The organism is Exiguobacterium sp. s193 (assembly GCF_018618755.1).
Lineage (GTDB): Bacteria > Bacillota > Bacilli > Exiguobacteriales > Exiguobacteriaceae > Exiguobacterium_A.
Window position 1 is genome coordinate 46133 of the sequence record NZ_JACSMR010000007.1, and the last position, 18281, is coordinate 64413.

Genomic DNA, 18281 nt, shown 5'->3' on the forward strand with positions numbered 1-18281 from the left:
TTTCAAAAGGAGTGATTCGGATTGGAGACTTCCAAAACGGTAACGATGCATTTAGATCGCGTCACCGCCTCGCACATTCGCGGGAAACATGTTGCGACCGGACTGGCGTGCGACGGTGATCTTTTGCTCGTCGAACAAATTTATGACGAAAAACGGAAGCGTCCCGTTTTACACGTCCACCGTATTCAAAATCAATGGCGGACGACCATCATCATTGCGCAAGAAGAAGTCGATTTCAGTTATGTTGAATCATTTTCTGACGGCCGCATCCTGCTCGTTGCTTCACGCTGTGATGATGATGTCGACGGTTCCTGGCTACCGAATGCCTTCATTTATGATCAGGTCGGTCACCTACTTGATAGTTACTGTCTCGATGACGGCATTCAAAACGTTCAAGTCGATGAGCAGGACCACATTTGGGTCAGTTACTTTGATGAAGGGGTTTACGCTGATGCAGCGACGAATTCTTTAGGTTCGTTCGGTCTCGTCGCCTTTGACGATAAAGGTCACGTCGTCTTCAAAAATAAGGAGCATCCGATTGATGACTGTTATGCCCTAAACGTCGTCAATTCAGATGATGTCTGGTTTTTCTATTATTCCGATTATCGGGTCGTCCGCCTTCAAGAAACGTCAAGCCAGTCGTTCGCGGCACCGAAACGTCAGTTTTCGGACTTCGCCGTTTACAAGGATTACCTCGTCACGACCGATAACGAGCACACCTTCGTCTTACAGCAACAAGGAAAACAGTATATCGAACAAGGACGGATGACCTTTATGTCAGAGCAGGACGAGCTTTTATCCGGGACCATCAAGATGCGCAAAAATCAAATCGTCCTAACGACGGAGACACGTCTTTATACAGGGCATTTAAATGATTCAAGTTTTGAAAACAAATGAAGCACCTTGGATTCGAACGCTTTTTCCCGTTCAAATCCAAGGTGCATTTTTATTATTTTTTTAATGCGCCCCGCGCGTTGAGTGCAGCAAATACAACCATCGCGAGACTGAGGACGAGGGCGACGGCGAGCCCTTGTAAAAATGCCGTCCAATCAATCGTACTTCGCAGTAAGACCGCCCGCATGCCTTCCATGATATACGTCGTCGGATTGATTGTCGCAGCGATCTTTAACCATTCCGCTTCAATCAACTCTTTTGGAACGAACGTCGTCGATAAGAAAATCAGCGGGAAAAACAGTAATGTACCGGCTTGCGCTGCTTGGGCATTCCGGGTTTTCAAGGCGACTCCGACCGAATAGCCGGCAAAGGCGAGTCCGAAGCCGAGCGCAAGGATGATCGTCAAGAAAAATCCAGCAGCACCGGCTGGAATCGATAATCCGAGCAAAAAACCCATGCCGAAGATTAACAACGTCTGGACGAACAGTTGTAACATTCCGGCAAGCATCGGTCCGAGGACGATGGCTGTCCGAGAGACCGGTGTCAGTAACAACCGGGCGAAGTAACCGCTCTCGATATCTTTGACAAGCGCCTGCCCGGCACCCCCTGCCCCGCCGACCGCGCCGGAGACGATCGAGACCGGCAAAATGAAGTTCAAATAATCGACGCCACCGAACTGGGGCAGACTCGAGATACCGGACAACCCGCTCGTATAGACGAGTAGGAAAAAAACGCTGATGATTAAGTTCGGAATGAATGAGAACGGATTGCGCAACGTCACGAGTAAACTGCGTTTTGTCAAAATCAAGGTTTCCCGCCACATATCACTTGTCCTCCTTGTACGCTTGACCAGTCAACTGAATAAAGACATCATCGAGTGACGGCTGTTTGACGACAAGCGATCGCGCTGCCAGCTGATGATCATCCAAATAGCGGACGACCTGTTTGAGTGTCTCTGTTCCTTCTGACTGTAGGAGAACCGTCTCTTTTTCAATCCGTCCGAAAAATGCCGCTCGAAACGCTTCACTGGCGGATTCGTCTTCAAGAACGACTTCAATCCGTTCAGCTCCGTTCATCGCTTTCAGTTCTGCCGCTGTTCCTTCCGCAATCAACTTGCCGTCATTGATGATCGCAATCCGGTCAGCCAACTGATCCGCTTCTTCCAAGTATTGTGTCGTCAAGAAAATCGTCGTTCCGTATTCTTCATTTAGCCGACGGACTTCCGTCCAAATCTGTAACCGGCTTGCCGGATCAAGACCGGTCGTCGGTTCATCAAGAAACAGGACGGTCGGTTGGTGAACGAGCGTCAGTGCCAAGTCAAGCCGTCGCTTCATCCCGCCGGAATACGTCCCGGACCGGCGTTTTCCATCTGCTGCTAAACCGACAAGCTCCAACAATTCATCTGCCCGTTCGACTGCCTTCTCCTGGGAAAAACCGAACAGCTTTCCTTGTAGCACGAGCAACTCCTGCCCCGTCAAATCATTATCGATACCTGTTTCCTGCAAGGCAACGCCAATCTGAAGCCGGACGTTTTTTTGATCTCGTTCGATATCATATTGATTGATCGTCGCGTGCCCGGACGAGACGGCAATCAGCGTCGTCAGCATTTGGACCGTCGTCGACTTGCCGGCACCATTCGGTCCAAGAAAGGCAAAAATCTCTCCTTTTTTCACATGAAACGAAATCTGGTCGACTACTTTTTTCCCGTTGTACTCCTTCGTCAACTGCTCTACTTCAATCACGGTCATCCGTCCTTTCTGCGCTAAGACTATCTGTACGTTGCTTGATTACCTTTACCCCCTTTTGAAGCACAACAACGGGCAAACCCCAAATGGATTTGCCCGTAGCTTTGATTCTCTATACTACGTCGTGTGCGACCGAAGCGACACACCACTTGTCTTTTAATTGTTCAATCCGTTGTTTTCCTTCGTAGGAGTTCATCCAAAGGTTCATGACATCCAAAACTTCCGTTTGCCGATCTTGAATGAGGTAACTTTTTTCGGCCGGAATCCATTTTTCCGTAATCTTCGGGGCACCTAACCGCCCATCGAGCGATGCGTAATAAATCGCTTCGACGGTATCCGTGATCATGACATCGACTTCTCCTGTCGCGACCGCTGCCGGAATTGCCAAATTATCCGCATACATGACGATATGCGCCTGATCAAACGTCTGCCGGACAAACTGTTCATTTGTGCCGCCCGGATTCAAGCCAATTGTCACATCCGGACGATTGATCTCTGCAATCGACGTCAATACATCAAGATCGGAAGCACGGACAAGAGGTGTCTTTTGGAACGATAAATAGCTTTTTGTGAAGTCGCCGACGATTTCCCGTTCGATGTTCTTCGTGACGCCGCCAACGACCATATGGAATTTCCCGGCACGTAAATCACGTGTCAGCGTCCCCCATGTCGTAGGGACGAATTCGACTTCCAGTCCAGCTGTCTTAGCAAACGAGCAGATGACGTCGATGTCAAACCCTTCATATTGATTCGATTGACGATTCAAGTACGTAAACGGTTTATAATCTCCGGTCGTCCCGACGACAATCTTTTTCGTCATGAAGACGTTTTGTTTCCCCACACTGAGTGAACCGGTGACATCTTTTAATCGTGTTGCTGCCAAAAGACCGGAAAGCAACAGACTTCCTCCAAGTGCTAATCCTCTTTTATTCACTCTGCTCGCTTCCTCTCTCTGTCTGACACTTTTTTCTGTGTAATACTCAAAACAGTATCATATTGTTTTATGTTATCCAAGATTTTTTTGATTATTTCGTCAAATCTCTTTTGTCGCTACGTGTCCCGAAGTCCTCTCGATTGCATTCAATGACACGTTTCTTTCATACTAAGAAAGAATCAACTAGCGAAATGGAGGAATGGAAAATGAGTAAAGTATTCATTATCGGAGCGAACGGGAAAGTAGGACGGCACGTCGCCAAACAATTGAGTGACTCGACTCATGAAGTCCGTGTCGGTCTACGGTCACCTGATCAATTTTCAGACTTTGAAGCACTTGGACTGACACCTGTTCTGCTTGATCTCGAACAGAACATGGCATCGATCCAGGACGCACTCGGAGATAGCGACGTCGTCATCTTCACGGCAGGATCCGGTGGACACACCGGTGCCGATAAGACGATGTTAATCGACTTAGACGGTGCTGCAAAATCGATTGCGGCAGCAGAGCAACAAGAAGCGAAACAATTCATCATGGTCAGTGCCTTGAACGCCGATTCGCCAGATACATGGTCGGACAGCATGAAACCGTATTATGTCGCAAAACACTACGCCGACCGGTTGTTACGTGACAGTAAACTCAACTATACGATTTTACGTCCCGGCGGTTTATCGGACGAAACCGGCACAGGTGCCGTGACGACCGATCCATCTGATGCGGATACAAAATCGATTGCCCGCGAAGATGTCGCAGCCGTCATCGTCGCTTCAATCGGACAAGAAGCCGCATCCCGTCAAACAATCACACTCCTCGAAGGCGATACACCGATCGCCGACGTATTTGCATAAAACGAAAAGCGAGCGACCCCGATTCCGGAGGTCGCTCGTTTTTTCATGACGCGTGTTTCACTTCAACGATGTGTGCTTGATCGCGACGGATCGCCGTCACGATCAAGGTGACGACTAGCGTCACGAGTAAGATGATGGACAGACGCAACACATACTGCGAAATATCCCCATCAAAGTAAAGTAAACGTGTCAGTCCTGCGACGGCATTCGGTACGGGGAGAACATGTCCAATCGACTGATAGAACGGAGCGAGCATCGATGGTGGCACGATATTCCCTGCCGTCATCAACTGGAACGGAATCAAGGCGACGTTGACGAGCGGCGCGATCGGTCCAAAGATCGCAAAGTTCATTTGCGTGACACTGATACAAGTTGCCGTCAATAAGACTTGAAATGCCCAGACTTTAAAAAATGAAGCTGCACTATCCGAGAACAAGAAGGCAATCGTCACCATGACAAGTGGCACGACGACGAGGACGATGCCATGCAACAGTTGTTTACTCCAAAAGAGCGACCACTTTTGATGTTGCTTCTGAAGAATTTGTGTAACGAGATTAAACTGAATCCCCATCGTCATGACCGCGATGTAAATGACGAAGCCGAGGATGATCGGTAACATCGACGTCGAGAAATCTGACACGTGGTGTTCGATGATGATATCGGATGTGAACGGGACGTCTCCATTCAGTTGGTTGACGATTTGTCCTGCCCCTTGCTTCAGGATTCCATTTGCGAACTCTGCATTGGCCTGGTTGACGTGGAAAGTCAAGTGCTGTTCATTCGTCAAGTCGGCGACGAGTACCATTTCGACGTCGCCCTGGTCAAGTTGCTTCAGTCCGGCTTCTGTTGAATTGACTTGCGAGACGGTAAATGGACTTTCAGCTTTGAACTGTTGATAGAAGTCTGCTGAGCCTTGATCCGCCACGACCGCGACGCGTAATTGATCAAGTCGTTCCGTCGCACCTTGGTACCCTGTCATCCAGACGACGAGGAAGAGAACCGGTACGACGAGGGCGAACATCAGCCCGACTTTCGTTTGTGTGATTGCAAATACGTCTTTCATTGTCTTCATTTTTTGTATCCCCTTTTTATATGCATTACTTATAATAGCATGTGCAACTATTTAGCCGAAAAAGAAAACCACTCACGTCACATTTTTGTGAATGGTTTCAAGCGTCCGAATGAAGTGTTCAATCTCCGTTTTCGTCAGCCCCTGAAACGCTTCCGCTTGCAACGCATCAAGCGTCGGTTCAAGGGATTCCAGGACGCGGACACCTTCTTTTGTTGTCAAAAGAATGAAGGCACGGCGATCTCTCGGGTCAGACGTTCGCATGACGAAACCTTTTTTGACAAGCTTATCAAGAATCTTCCCGACGGTTGTTTGATCCCGTTCCGTCACGAGCGCTAACTGCTTCTGGGACACTCCCTCTTGCTTATGCAGTTCACTTAAAACGGAGAATTGTTCCGGTGTCAGACCATGCACGTCCATCCGCTTCGTCGCCGCCCGTTTAAATGAGTGATAGCTGCGCGACAAGTGCATTCCAAGCGACCAATCGACTTCCTTCACATGCTTCCCCTTCTTTCCGATAAATAGTTGCACTACTTATTATTTCGACTTACTCACTATACTGGTCAGGAAGAGGAGTTGTCAATGACATTTCTTGAATCGTCGATGTTTCTATTTTTCTGTTGCGCGGAACGGATCCTTTTCAAAAATCCAGATATGATTAGCACACCAAGCATCGTCCCTAATACGTTCAACCACAAATCATCGACGTCAAAACTTCGGTAGTTGTAGCCGATGAACAGACCCGTAATCGCTTGTGTCGATTCAATGCCTATACTCATCAACAACCCAAGCAAGATGACGTTCCGTCGCTTCATCCTCGGATAAAGAACTAATACAAAGATTCCTAACGGTACAAACAAAAGGACATTTCCCATGACCTGGATCAAAAAAACTTTGCCTTGTCCTGACACTACCGTATCAAACAGCAATTTGAACGGAATGAAGTTATGCTGTTCTCCATACTGTTCACGAATTACATCATCAATCAAGCTTCGTTGAACGGGTAATGGGAATAACGTAACTGCCACGACGCCGGCAAGATACACGGAAAATATCATCCAGTAACTAAAGCGTCGTCCTGATGTTTTACCTTGTCTAACGCGGTAAGAAAGAATAAGTAAACAGATTGTAATCATCAAAAAACAAGGAAGTTCAAAGGTTAGCATGCAAAAGGTAGTCCTTTCTTAAATGGTTTTTCATTCAGGATGAATTGCTTCTAATTCACTCGTAATGAACTGTGTCAAAGGACGTAACGTCGCTTCAGAAAAATCAAATTTGACACCGGCAAGCTCATAAATTTCTGTAACGGAACGACTGCTGCCCATCGCCAAAGCCCGTTTGAATCGCTCTAGCGTCTCCATCGGGTCTTTTTTATAGTGCATGTACAGCTGGAGCGCAGCAATTTGAGCAATCGCATACTCGATATAATAAAACGGTGTTTCGAAAATATGGATGACACTCATCCACTCTTGCCCTTTCCATGCTGATACAGTCCCCCAATCAACGACACCCGTATCATACATGTCGGTGAGCGACTCGAATTTTTTTCTTCGCTCTTCATGGCTGTGAGCAGGATGATGATAGACCCAGTCTTGAAACTGATCCACGATGATGGTTTGAGGAAGAAATTCGACGATTAATCTCAAGTGTTCCAGTTTAGCTTGATAAAGCGAGAACTGATCAGTGACAGCGAGATTCCAGTGTTCCATTGAGAGCAGCTCTAACGACATCGCAGCAAACTCTGCCACTTCCATCGTAATTCGCTTGTCTTCACTGAACGGAATGTCCTTGATTAAATCATGGTGGATGGCGTGACCGATTTCATGCATGAAAATAACAAGATCATCAAATGTCCCTGTCATATTCATAAATATAAAGGATTCACGAGAAGCCGGGAGAAATTCTGAAAACCCGCCCGGTGCTTTATTCGCTCTAGGTTTTAAATCAAAGTTTTCTTTACGGTGTAACGCATTGAAGACGGTGTAAAAGTACGGATCAATTTTTCTTAAGATATTGCCAACCGTTTCTAGTAATACGTCTTCTGAATCACCGTAAACATGCGTTATGTCAGAGTAAGGTGACACTTTGCTATCCCAAGGTGAAAGGTGTTTCTTTCCTAAGTAATTTTCCTGTTCTCTTTGTAGCTTCTCTTTAATCGGCAGGAAGTGCTGTTTAATCGCTCCAGCGATTTCCTTACACTTTTCTTGTGTATAATCTGTTCGTCCGAGCTCAGCAAATGCATATTCAGAAAACGCATTTAAGCCTACATTGTCAGCTTTTTTTATCCGCAAGTTAATGAGTCGATCAAAAATCAGGTTAACGTCTTGTTCAATTTGACTATAAGCAAGTGCTATATTACGAAATGCACGCTCTCGAACGTCTTCGTTTTTGTCGTATAAAGAACTGTACAAGTCGCTCAAATCCTGATTTTGATTGGACGGTGAAGTTAATCCACCTGTAATTTTTAAGTATTGATTTACGAGTTGATCTTCTTCTAGACGGACTGCTGTATTAGATTCCGAATAACTATTCTGTTTGCTTTTCAGTTTCTCTCGCAGTCTGGTGTAGTCCGGTTTATCTCCGATATACTGTAAAGTCTTCTGATCCATTTCATGCTTAAACTTCGACAATAACGGCTTTATCTTAGTTTGCACAAAATCCAGTTCTTCTTCATACAGTTGGTTTGCAGTATCTCGTTGAAAAGCAATGTACTTTTTGGTAATCAGCTCTTCGTATGTATCAATGAGTTTTGAATGACGCTCAAGAAAAGTTTCGATATCCAAACCATCCGACTCGTCTTCTTTCATCAATCTTGTATAACCAGTTTCAAGTGCGCTCAAGGCATCTTTCATCAAAAGCAATCTCCCTCACTTACAAATTCAGAATGTATACAGTTACTTACGACGTAAACGATTTTATCGACTCGATATGCGCGTCTTTAATCGTTTGGTCGACTTGCGACCGTTGCTTGAGCTGCCCGTAAACGATATCGACTTGTGCTGGTGTCAAACGATTAACCGTCGCCAGTTTCTTGATGGTCCGGCGTAACTCATTCCGTTTGATGACATGGACATGGCTCGAATCGACCGTGATTTTCTTCAATTCACACCGTTCACTGAAGACGATCAGTGACTTGAAAACCGCTTCGTCCACCGTACCGGACAAAAGCTTTTGAAGACTCTTCAAGTGCTGTTCATTTTGTTTGATCGGGTTGTAGAATTTTTGCTTGAACCGATTCTTGAACATCTGTGTCCACTGGCGGTCCGCTTCTTTCCCGAAAATCCAGCCGCTGTAGTTTTTCGATTCGAGGACGTAAATCCCGCTCTCATGAATGAACGTGACGTCGATTTCCGTCAAGCCTGTTCCCCGTGCTTTTGGCACATATGTATTGATGACAAATTTTCCATACCCGTCGACTTTATCCAACTCGCGTGTCGTCAAATACTCGCCCCACAGTCCTTTGTCACGGACCGCTTTGAGGAAACGTTCTTGCGTCATTTGTTTGTAGGTACTGCCTTCAAACGAACGGTGCCGGAAATAATACAGACTACCGAGCGTCACGAAGAAACCAATGAACAGGACACCACCTATGAGGAGCAACAACGGAATTAATGATTCAATGAGCTCTTCCACTTTTTTCATTCCCTTCATTCAAAAAACCTTTATTTACCACTTACTAAGAATAATCATAATTTCATCAAATTTCCACTATTTGTTGTTTGCTCGTTTTCTAATCGCTATACTAGACAAAAAAACCAGACACCTTCCTCATGTCCTGAAGAAGTCGTCTGGTCTGTTCACGGCTCGGATGGAGATGTAGTTTACTTTTACGAATTGTACCCGAATGACAATGTACTGACGATGAAACCAATCGTCGCAAAGATGAACAACGTACAACACATCGTCAACAGGAGCAACAACGGTTTTGGCAGCTGAACTTTTACTTTCCAAATCGCCACGAGGAGCAGGGCGTTCAGGAGCAGGAATGCGAATAAAAATGCAAACAAACCGAGCCGTTCCTTCATCATGAAGATTAAATCCATGTCATTCTTCCCTTCTTCGATCTGTCAGTCAAACGTATTAGCGATTACTTTCTTCAACCTATCCATTGTTACAAAAATATCCAAAAATGACAACATGATTGATTCTTTCCAAGCAAATAATAGACTTCCTTATACGTCAAAACTTGACCAATCTTATAAGCTTATGAATGTTCGTGTTAAATCCGGACGAGTCTTTTTAAACTTGTAATTGCGATTGTCTTATTCCCTAACAAGATTCAAAGCAGCTCGTTTTGCTTCTCGTGAAAAGTGAGCTCATCGGCCATTCGATTGAAGCGGGATGGAAACGTCCATCCTCGACTCCTATGGGAAAAAGAAGCGCGCTTCGCGCTTCTGTCAGGAATAGGTAAGACCCGGCATACGAGCATGAAATGCGGGATGCCGCGGCTTACCTTCCGCCCATGGAAAGCGAGGATGGCGGAAACATCCGTTTCAAGGATTTATCTGGGGATAATTTATGAAACAACCCTGCCGGCTTGCGCCTCGCCCGAGGAAAGCACGGGAAGAAAAAAGCATTTGCCCAGCAACACTTTATCAAAAAAAACACCGTCCCCGTCAAAACGGAAACGATGCGTTAAACAGAATTTAGTCACGAGCGGCTAAACGATACAACAAATCAAGCAACTCGATGTAAAGCCAGATAATCGTCACGATTAAACCGAATGCGGCGACCCATTCCATCGACTTCGGTGCCCGTGCCTCGACTTGGCGCGAGATGAAATCGAAGTCCATCACGAGTGACAGCGAGGCGACGATGACGATGACGAACTGAATCCCGATCGCGAGTGGCGAGCTGCCTGTCATGAACGGTAGGTCGACACCGAACAAGGCGAGCAACAAGTTGACGCCGTATAAGACGAGAATCGACAGAATCGCTGCCGTGACAGCCGAACGGAACCGTTGCGTCACTTTAATCATCCCGGTCGTATAGACGAACCACATCGCGAACGACACGACGAACGTCGCAACGACGGCTTTTCCGACTAACCCCGGGTACATGCTTTCGAACATCAAGGAAATCGCTCCGACCGCAACCCCTTCGACAAGCGCATAGACGGGCGACAGGACAGGTGCTGTTTGAGGTTTAAAGGTGATGATCAGTGCAAAAATCAAGCCGAGGACTACCCCGCCAATCAAGGCTGGGAATAAAAATTGTGGATTCGCGGCTAAAAAGAACCACGTTCCTCCGGCTGCTGCCGTGACGAGGGCGAGCAACAGGAAAATCTTACTCATCGTCCCTGCTTTCGTCATCGGTCGTTCACCAGCGCGTGCCGCTTCAAAACCACGGCGCAGGGCTGGGTTTACTTTAAATCGTGTTGCCATCGTGCGTTCACTCCCTTTAATTTATCTTTGTCTTATTACGAATCGTTCCCGAAAAAGTTTCAACTTAACCAGTTATTTAAGGCATTGAGCTGGAACATGACGACAGGAATCGATTCTTTGGCAGAAACGAGGTGTGACGTCGCACCCCCAACCTTTCCGCTCGTGACGAACGGTTCGTCCGTGAACCCTTCGCCGATCGGACCAAATGGGTCACTATCAATCAAGCGGTGCCAATAGTGAACAAATACTTCGTCATCGCCTTGCTTGATTTTACAACCGCTCTCAATGTCCGGACGATCAATCCCGTACTCGGCATAATGCCAGACAGTCGTCGCATCCCATGGTGAGCCGAGATGCAGAATCTGGCCGCCCGCCTCAATGAACCGTTCAATCGGTGAGCCGGGTCCGAACCCATTCTCGAGCGTATGGTCCGCCACGAACTCTGCCGCATCTTTGCCCCAGGCTGCGACCGACCACATCGGGTGGTCACTGCGCTCGACATCCGGAAACGTCCGGAACAACTCCGGCACCTTGCCGACGCTGCGGGTTGGTGTCTTCCGTTTATCATACGCTGGCATTTCTTGACGGACCGTCTCCCACCATTCCTCTGGTACCGCAGGACGGCTCCAATTTTTCGGGTCCGAGTTATCGGTGCTTTGTGTCGCCATCATGATCAAGCCAGCCGGTGTGACGACTTCCTGGACGGCTTCGATGACCGTTTGCGCCCCACCCGGAACCCAGCCGATTTGTTTCATCGCACTGTGAACGAATACTTTCATCCCCGGTTTGACCCCGAGCTGTTTCAGGTCGCGGATTAACTCTGACTTCGTGACCATTTGATTGACTTCCATCTGTCTCACTCCTTATTCAACGACAAGCTGTATCGTTGAGCCTGTTTTTCCTTGCGTGACTTCGATTTTGGCATCAACCCGTGACTTCAGTTCCTGGACGTGGCTGATGATCCCGACCATCCGTCCACTCGCTTGAATCGACAGTAACGTCTCGATTGCTTGTTCGAGCGACTCGGGGTCGAGTGTTCCAAATCCTTCATCGATGAACATCGTTTCAAGGGAAACGCCACCACTCGCTTCTTGGACGACTTCCGACAGACCAAGGGCGAGCGCAAGCGACGCTTTGAAGCTTTCGCCACCGGACAATGTTTTGACATGTCGTGTTTGTGACGTATAGGCGTCAAAGACATTCAGGTCGAGTCCATACTTCTTCAAGCCTTTCCCGGCTTCCGTTTTCCGTTCGAGCTGGAAGCGACCTGACGTCATCTCTTTCAAGTGACGGTTTGCCGCCTGAAGAATCTCATCGAAGTACGCCGTCTGGACGTAGGTCTCGAACGTCATCCGTTGCGCATTTTCACCGACGCCGACGCGTGCCAGCTCCCCGATGATTCCGTACCGTGCGTCCTCGGCTTCAATCGTTTGTTGCAGCATCGCCCAGGCATCAATCAATTGTTTGACATGGATGTGTTCCTTCTCGGCACCGACACGTTGATCTGTCGCTTCCGCCACTCGTCCTTCCGCTGTTTCGACGAGTGTCCGTAAATGCGCGAGATCCGGACGCGCCCCGGCATTGATTTGTTGCTTCAAGCGCTCGAGTCCTGTCGCGACTTCTTGACGCTTGACACGATCCGCTTCAAGCACCGTTGCGAGTTGTTGCATCTCGTGCCGGGACAATCGTGCCTGCTCGAACTGTTCGGACGTCTCAAACCGCTCTTCCGTCAAGGCCCGTTCAAAGTCGGCTTTCGCTTGAGTCCGCGCTGCCGCATGCGTCGCCGCCTCTTCGTTGATGTGTTCAAGCCGTCCTTGTCGTTCTGCGACTTCCCGGTTGAGCTGGTCTTTTTGTTGGTCGACCGTTGTCCGTTCGGCTTCATACTGTGTTTGGTTCGCCTGCAATGTCTGTTGTTCCTGTTCGAGAACTGTTTTCGACGCCGACGGCTCGCCTGCTTTCGTCAGTAACGCCTCGAGTCGTGCAAGCTCAAGTTCCAGTTTCCCTTGCGCAGCGAGCTGCTGATCGATTTGACTCGTCAGTGTCTCGAGTTCTGTTTCGAGCGTCCGCAAGCGTTGTTCGAGCTGACGTTTTTTGTCTTGTTGTTGCTTTTGTTCGGCTTCCGCCGCGACAAGGCGGCTGATTTCTGCGCGAATCGCATCGAGTTCCGTCGGTAGTGCCTGTTCTTGTCCGAGTGTCGTGATCGCATGCTCGAGTTGTCGCTCACGTTCGACGATTGTCCGGTACGTCGCCTGTAACTCCTGGTGCGCCGTCTGGGCTTTTAAGTAACTTTGGTGCAATGCTTCGACATCATCGAGTTTCGTCGCCGTCGCAGGTTTCGGGTGCGTAAGGCTCCCACAAACTGGACATGCTTCCCCGTCGTGCAGGTGTTCAGCGAGCTCGGACGCCAGTTGCATCCGTTCTTTGTTTCGCCCTTCCGCATAGGCAGCTTCCGCCTCTTCTTTTTCTTTGCGGACACGGGTTCCGCGTTCAATCAAGTTTTTCCGCTCCGTTTCACTCTGTTGCCACTCAAGATGTTTTTGTTCGACAGTCTGGAGACTGAAGCGGCGTTCTTGTAACGACAGCTGCGTATTCGAGACGTCAGCAAGCGTCGCGAGTTCCGCTTGGATGCGGGTCCGTTCTGCGCGTTTTGTATCTCGCTCCGTCAGCAACGCTTGTGGGTTCAACCGTGCGACATCCCCCGCCAAACTTTTTTGTTTTTGCTGCAGTTGTTCCTGTTCGCGCAGTTGTTTCAGCTCCGCCTCGATTTGATCGATCCGTCGTGCACCGTCCCGGATTTCTTGTTCACGGCTTGCTAACCGTTCCGCTTGACCTGTGATTTGATCCAGCCGCCCTCGTAACGTCGTCAGTTCTGTCGTCAATTGCCCTTGCGCCGTCTCGAGGCGGACGACCGTCTGTTGCTCTGACAAGTAGGCGTCGTATAGGCCCGTGATGGCTGCTGCACGCGTCGCTGCCTCATAGCGGTCCGCTTGTCGCGTGATGTCGGGTAACATCACGGCAAGTTCTTGATCGAGTCGTGCCAACCGTTCATATTCGACGAAGGCGTGTTCGAGTTGTTCCGCCTGGCGGAAGCGTTCGCTGACCTGATTGACGTCTTGACGTGCCTGCTGTTCGACTGTTTTTGCGGCACCGATCGTTTCATCTAACGACGCCAACAATTCATCCGTCACTTGCCGGATCGTCGTCTCATTTTGATTGACCCAATCGACTTCCAGCGGCAACTCCTCAAGTTTTGCGAGTTGCTTTGTTTTCGTCTCCTTGATGGCGGCAGCAAGATCGAGTGCTTTCCGGTGCAAGCGTTGCTGGAACTCTCCATATTGTTCGGTCTTGAACAGTTGCTTCAGGATTTGCAGTTTGTCTTTTGACTCCGCCATCAACAGCTCCCGGAATTTATTTTGCGGCAACAATAAAATTTGCGAAAACTGTTTATGGTCGAGCTGCAACAGACTTTGAACCCGTTGCTTGACTTCCGGAATTTTGATGGCGAGCGGTTGCCACGCCGTCCCGTCGAACCGTGCCAGTTCCGCTTCATGCGCATAGTCCGTTTTATTGACGGGATGCGGTTGGCTCGGTTGGCGAATCACACGATAACGTTCGCCTTTCAGTAAAAATTCCAGTTCGACTTCTGTTTTGACGTCCGGTCGCGCGAAATGACTCCGTAAATCCGTCATCTCCCGTTCGCCGCCAGACGTCTCCCCGTAGAGGGCAAACGTCAAGGCATCAAAAATCGTCGTTTTGCCGGCTCCCGTATTACCGGAGATGACGAACATCGTCCGTCCGGCGAGTGCCGTGAAGTCAATCGTCTGTTCTTCTGCGAACGGGCCGAACGCCCGTAAGGTCAATCGTTCTGGCCGCATGTCGCTTCCTCCTCTAAGACGGTCTGCATCGCATCCGTCGGTCGTTTTTCCCGGACTGCTTCATAAAATTCACTGAATAAATCGGTCAACGTCGCCGTCTTGACCTGGTCGCGTGATGCTTGGACGGAGCGTGTGCTTTCGCGGGTAAAACCGGTCCGCTCAAGATGTAAAATGTTCGGATAGATTTTCTTCAGCTTACCCATCGGATCGATCAAGGCTTCCGCATCCGTCAAGTTGATTTTGATGTAGTCGTCCGTCGTCTGTGTCGCAACGAACGTCGGATCCATCAGCTCGGCGAGCGTTCCCGTCAACTCCCGTAAATCGCGTTTCGGGGCGAGCGGTTCAAAGCGGCGGTCAAATGTTCCTGCTTCATTGAGGGTCAAGATATCGACGCCTTTGACATGATTCGCCTCCGAAAACGAATACTTCAAGAGTGATCCACTGTAACGCATCGTTTCTGACCGGATCGCGAGCGGATTATGTAGGTGACCGAGCGCCGTGTAAGTGAACGGTGCAAACGTACTGGCACTGATTTGCCCCGCCGTCCCGACCGACAATTGACGCTCCGAGTCGGTCTCAAGTCCACCGATGACGAAGGCATGACCGACGAGGACGCTTGGTCCCGTAATCGTCAAGCCGCTAATGATTTTTCGCATCGCCTCGTCATGGTTACGGATCGTGTCATCCTGATAGACGTAACGGACGATTGCCGGGTCTGCGAACGGGACCGGGTAAAAGCGGACGCCTTTAATCTCAATCGGTTCAATCACCGGTGTCAGTTTACCGGCGAGGTGAAGACCCGACCGTTCGAGAAGTGTTGTTGCGAAACTTAGCCGTTCCGCCGAATCGTGGTTGCCACTGATCGCGATGACCGGAATCCCGCGGTCAAGGACGATGTCGGCGAGTGTCGCGTCGAGTAACTCGACCGCCTCAGTCGGCGGGACGGCGCGGTCATATAAGTCGCCCGCGATGACAACCGCATCCGGGCGTTCCCGGTCGAGTAATGCTAAAAATGCTTCGAGCGCGGCCCGTTGATTGTCAATCATCGATTCGCCGTGGACGATTTTGCCTAAATGCCAATCCGCTGTATGAATCCATTTCATGTTTCTTCACCCTCACTTTACTAATATATTAAGTCTAGTTTAGCACGTCTTAATCGGAAATGACGACTCTCATCCGAGCAAAACGCCCTGTCCCGAAACGGGTGTCCGGTCAATAAAAAAGACAGTAAGACCGGACTTGACCGGATCTTACTGTCTAATTCATTTCATCAATGCTTTTGTCGCATCTGCTTCACAGAGGTGATGATTGAGACCGATCCACCAATGATGGCACCAACAACAATCCCTGTTGTAAATTTTGCTTTACGATGTTTACTAGATATATGGGCTGTTTTTGTTTGTTCGAAAATTTGGGCTAAAGGGGACGTGTCCGGTTCGACTTCGATCAAGTGATCGACATGTTTTTCAACATCTGCTCGTCGCTCGACGCTACAAGGTGACAGATAGAACGGATTTAAGTTCGTCCGGTACCGATCTGGATTCCAGTTCGCTTGTTGAACCGGTTCAGTTGTCTGTTCTGTCCGCTTCGTCTGGTTCGATGATTGGACCACTTTATCGAATTCTTGTTTCATCCTAATCACTCCTCTTCGCTTTCAGTCTACCTAAAACGACACTTTACGTCTGAAGTCTTATTTACCTCTTTTTCAAACATTCAAAACATACATATTGAATATTAGTTTGATATTTTTGTGACTGTTCAGCCGAAATAGGCATGGTAGAGCTGTTTCGCCCGGATAAGGTCCTGTTCCCCGTGAATTAGGACCCGTCCGTCACGAAAGGCGACGAAGCGGTGCGTCTCTGTCTTAAAACTGAGTAAATAATCATTTTTTGCGACAAGCGTCACAACCGGACTCAGATTCTGCTCAAGGTGCGCTAAATCACGTGCCCCATCCCCACGGACCTGGACGGCGTCACGTCCGCATAACGTCGTGAACTGAACGGGTTGATTCGTCAAATACGGATACGTCCGGTCTGTTCCGCACGACGGACATGACGCTTTTCTTAAGGAGGCGACATCGATCCGGCTCTGCTCGTTCGTCCATACATCGAACGCCAGCAATTGACACCGTAACGCGTCCGTTGCCCCGATTAGCAGCTTGAAGGCTTCCGCGACTTGATAGGCGGCGACGAGTTGAATCGCCGGCCCAATCACCCCCGCCGTCTCGCACGTCGCTTGCCCGCGTGGTAAATGTTCGAGCAGACAATGGAGGCACGGCGTCTCGTTCGGTCGAATCGTAAACGTCATCCCGTAACTTCCGACACAGCCGCCGTAAATCCACGGAATCTTGTGTTGCGCCGCTGCGTCATTGATCAACATCCGGATATCGAAGTGATCGGTCGCGTCAAGGATTAAATCGACACCAGAAATCAATTCCGGTAGCTCGTAACGTGTGACATCGGTGACATGAGCTTCGATTTCGACTTCCCGATTGATTGCAGTCAAACGCCGTTTCGCAGCGATCGCTTTCGGAACATGTTGCGCGGCATCGTCCTCCGTATAAAGATGCTGGCGTTGGAGATTACTCCACTCGACGTAATCACGGTCGACGATCGTCAGCTTGCCGACCCCGGCACGGACGAGTTGCTCGGCGCTTGCCGTTCCGAGTGCGCCCATGCCGATGATGAGAACATGTTTTTTTGTCAGCTCATCCTGTCCCGCCTGACCAATCGGACGAAATCGGGTTTGCCGTGAATAACGATCCGTCATCGGCTCATCCCTGTCTCGGGACTGCTCGCCGTCGCGTAGCGTTTCTTTTCGATCCGTCCCGCTTCGAACCCAAGCCGTCCCGCTTCGACGGCTAGCTTCATCGCTCGCGCCATTTTGACCGGGTCGTTCGCGTGGGCGACCGCCGAATTAAGTAAGACGGCGTCTGCACCGAGCTCCATCGCGTAGGCGACATCAGTCGGTGACCCGATGCCTGCATCGACGATGACCGGGACCGTCATCTGTTCGATGATGAAGCTTAAGGCCAGTGGATTGAGAATCCCTTGTCCGGATCCGATCGGTGACGCGGCGGGCATGATGGCGTGACATCCGAGTTCTTCCAGTCTTCGTGCCAACAGCAGATCGTCCGACGTGTACGGTAGGACGGTGAATCCTTCTTTTAATAATTCTTCCGCGGCCCGCAGTGTTTCGATCGGGTCCGGTAACAGCGTTTTATCACAGCCGATGACTTCGACCTTGACCATATCGCACAGACCGGACGCGCGGGCAAGTTTCGCCAATCGGACCGCTTCTTCCGCTGTCTTCGCACCGGCCGTGTTCGGTAATAAATGATACTGACTCAAGTCGAGCGCTTCTAAGAAGTTCGGTTGACTCGCTTCGAAGATATCCATCCGGCGTACGGAAAAGGTCAGAATGTCTGCACCCGATGCCTTTACTGCTTGTTGCTGTGTCGTCACGTCGGGATATTTACCCGTTCCGAGTAATAACCGCGACTGAACTGTCGTTTGACCAATCGTCAACATGA

General features: G+C 49.3%; 18 protein-coding genes. 2 read left to right on the forward strand and 16 right to left on the reverse strand.

The window, feature by feature from the left end:
• The first annotated feature begins 21 nt into the window (after positions 1 to 21).
• Positions 22 to 897 carry a hypothetical protein gene (locus tag KNQ04_RS10050; protein WP_214850321.1) on the forward strand — a complete coding sequence of 292 codons (876 nt, stop codon included), beginning with the start codon at positions 22 to 24 and terminating at the stop codon, positions 895 to 897.
• Positions 898 to 949: 52 nt separating this feature from the next.
• Here the strand turns inward: KNQ04_RS10050 and KNQ04_RS10055 are convergent, their stop codons facing one another.
• The 3 genes from KNQ04_RS10055 to KNQ04_RS10065 all read right to left on the reverse strand — a co-directional run bounded on the left by KNQ04_RS10055 (position 950) and on the right by KNQ04_RS10065 (position 3573).
• On the reverse strand, positions 950 to 1717 hold the full coding sequence (locus tag KNQ04_RS10055) for an ABC transporter permease (protein WP_214850323.1): 768 nt from the start codon (positions 1715 to 1717) through the stop codon (positions 950 to 952).
• A 1-nt stretch (position 1718) separates the two neighbouring features.
• Positions 1719 to 2642 (reverse strand): ATP-binding cassette domain-containing protein, encoded by a 924-nt coding sequence (locus KNQ04_RS10060; protein WP_483299248.1) that lies wholly within the window; start codon positions 2640 to 2642, stop codon positions 1719 to 1721.
• Positions 2643 to 2751: 109 nt separating this feature from the next.
• Positions 2752 to 3573: a transporter substrate-binding domain-containing protein gene (locus KNQ04_RS10065; RefSeq protein WP_214850327.1), complete on the reverse strand. Its 822-nt coding sequence runs from the start codon at positions 3571 to 3573 to the stop codon at positions 2752 to 2754.
• Between the two features lie 206 nt (positions 3574 to 3779).
• On the opposite strand from KNQ04_RS10065, the gene KNQ04_RS10070 reads away from it, so the two are divergent.
• A complete protein-coding gene (locus KNQ04_RS10070) occupies positions 3780 to 4421 on the forward strand; it encodes an SDR family oxidoreductase (protein WP_214850330.1) in 642 nt (213 codons plus the stop codon).
• A 43-nt stretch (positions 4422 to 4464) separates the two neighbouring features.
• Here the strand turns inward: KNQ04_RS10070 and KNQ04_RS10075 are convergent, their stop codons facing one another.
• The 13 genes from KNQ04_RS10075 to KNQ04_RS10135 form a co-directional block, all read right to left on the reverse strand.
• Positions 4465 to 5493: an ABC transporter permease gene (locus tag KNQ04_RS10075; protein WP_214850333.1), complete on the reverse strand. Its 1029-nt coding sequence runs from the start codon at positions 5491 to 5493 to the stop codon at positions 4465 to 4467.
• Between the two features lie 72 nt (positions 5494 to 5565).
• Positions 5566 to 5988: a MarR family winged helix-turn-helix transcriptional regulator gene (locus KNQ04_RS10080; RefSeq protein ID WP_029333448.1), complete on the reverse strand. Its 423-nt coding sequence runs from the start codon at positions 5986 to 5988 to the stop codon at positions 5566 to 5568.
• 65 nt (positions 5989 to 6053) lie between these two features.
• Positions 6054 to 6656, reverse strand: a complete 603-nt coding sequence (locus KNQ04_RS10085) for a VanZ family protein (protein WP_214850335.1) — start codon at positions 6654 to 6656, stop codon at positions 6054 to 6056.
• A gap of 30 nt (positions 6657 to 6686) precedes the next feature.
• Positions 6687 to 8342: a M3 family oligoendopeptidase gene (locus KNQ04_RS10090; RefSeq protein ID WP_214850338.1), complete on the reverse strand. Its 1656-nt coding sequence runs from the start codon at positions 8340 to 8342 to the stop codon at positions 6687 to 6689.
• 46 nt (positions 8343 to 8388) lie between these two features.
• Positions 8389 to 9123, reverse strand: coding sequence for a nuclease-related domain-containing protein (locus KNQ04_RS10095; protein WP_214850341.1), 735 nt, complete (start codon positions 9121 to 9123; stop codon positions 8389 to 8391).
• A 194-nt stretch (positions 9124 to 9317) separates the two neighbouring features.
• Positions 9318 to 9533 carry a hypothetical protein gene (locus KNQ04_RS10100; protein WP_214850344.1) on the reverse strand — a complete coding sequence of 72 codons (216 nt, stop codon included), beginning with the start codon at positions 9531 to 9533 and terminating at the stop codon, positions 9318 to 9320.
• 603 nt (positions 9534 to 10136) lie between these two features.
• Positions 10137 to 10874 (reverse strand): Bax inhibitor-1/YccA family protein, encoded by a 738-nt coding sequence (locus tag KNQ04_RS10105; protein WP_214850346.1) that lies wholly within the window; start codon positions 10872 to 10874, stop codon positions 10137 to 10139.
• A 59-nt stretch (positions 10875 to 10933) separates the two neighbouring features.
• Positions 10934 to 11725 carry an AAC(3) family N-acetyltransferase gene (locus KNQ04_RS10110; RefSeq protein ID WP_214850348.1) on the reverse strand — a complete coding sequence of 264 codons (792 nt, stop codon included), beginning with the start codon at positions 11723 to 11725 and terminating at the stop codon, positions 10934 to 10936.
• Positions 11726 to 11737: 12 nt separating this feature from the next.
• Positions 11738 to 14749, reverse strand: coding sequence for an AAA family ATPase (locus tag KNQ04_RS10115; RefSeq protein ID WP_214850350.1), 3012 nt, complete (start codon positions 14747 to 14749; stop codon positions 11738 to 11740).
• Positions 14731 to 15852: an exonuclease SbcCD subunit D gene (locus KNQ04_RS10120; protein WP_214850352.1), complete on the reverse strand. Its 1122-nt coding sequence runs from the start codon at positions 15850 to 15852 to the stop codon at positions 14731 to 14733. Before KNQ04_RS10120 ends, KNQ04_RS10115 begins: the two co-directional genes overlap by 19 nt.
• A 167-nt stretch (positions 15853 to 16019) precedes the next feature.
• A complete protein-coding gene (locus KNQ04_RS10125; RefSeq protein ID WP_214850354.1) occupies positions 16020 to 16382 on the reverse strand; it encodes a hypothetical protein in 363 nt (120 codons plus the stop codon).
• 125 nt (positions 16383 to 16507) lie between these two features.
• Entirely contained in the window at positions 16508 to 17518 is a 1011-nt protein-coding gene (locus KNQ04_RS10130; protein ID WP_214850356.1) for a ThiF family adenylyltransferase, read from the reverse strand.
• Entirely contained in the window at positions 17515 to 18279 is a 765-nt protein-coding gene (locus KNQ04_RS10135; protein WP_214850358.1) for a thiazole synthase, read from the reverse strand. Before KNQ04_RS10135 ends, KNQ04_RS10130 begins: the two co-directional genes overlap by 4 nt.
• Between the last annotated feature and the right edge of the window lie 2 nt (positions 18280 to 18281).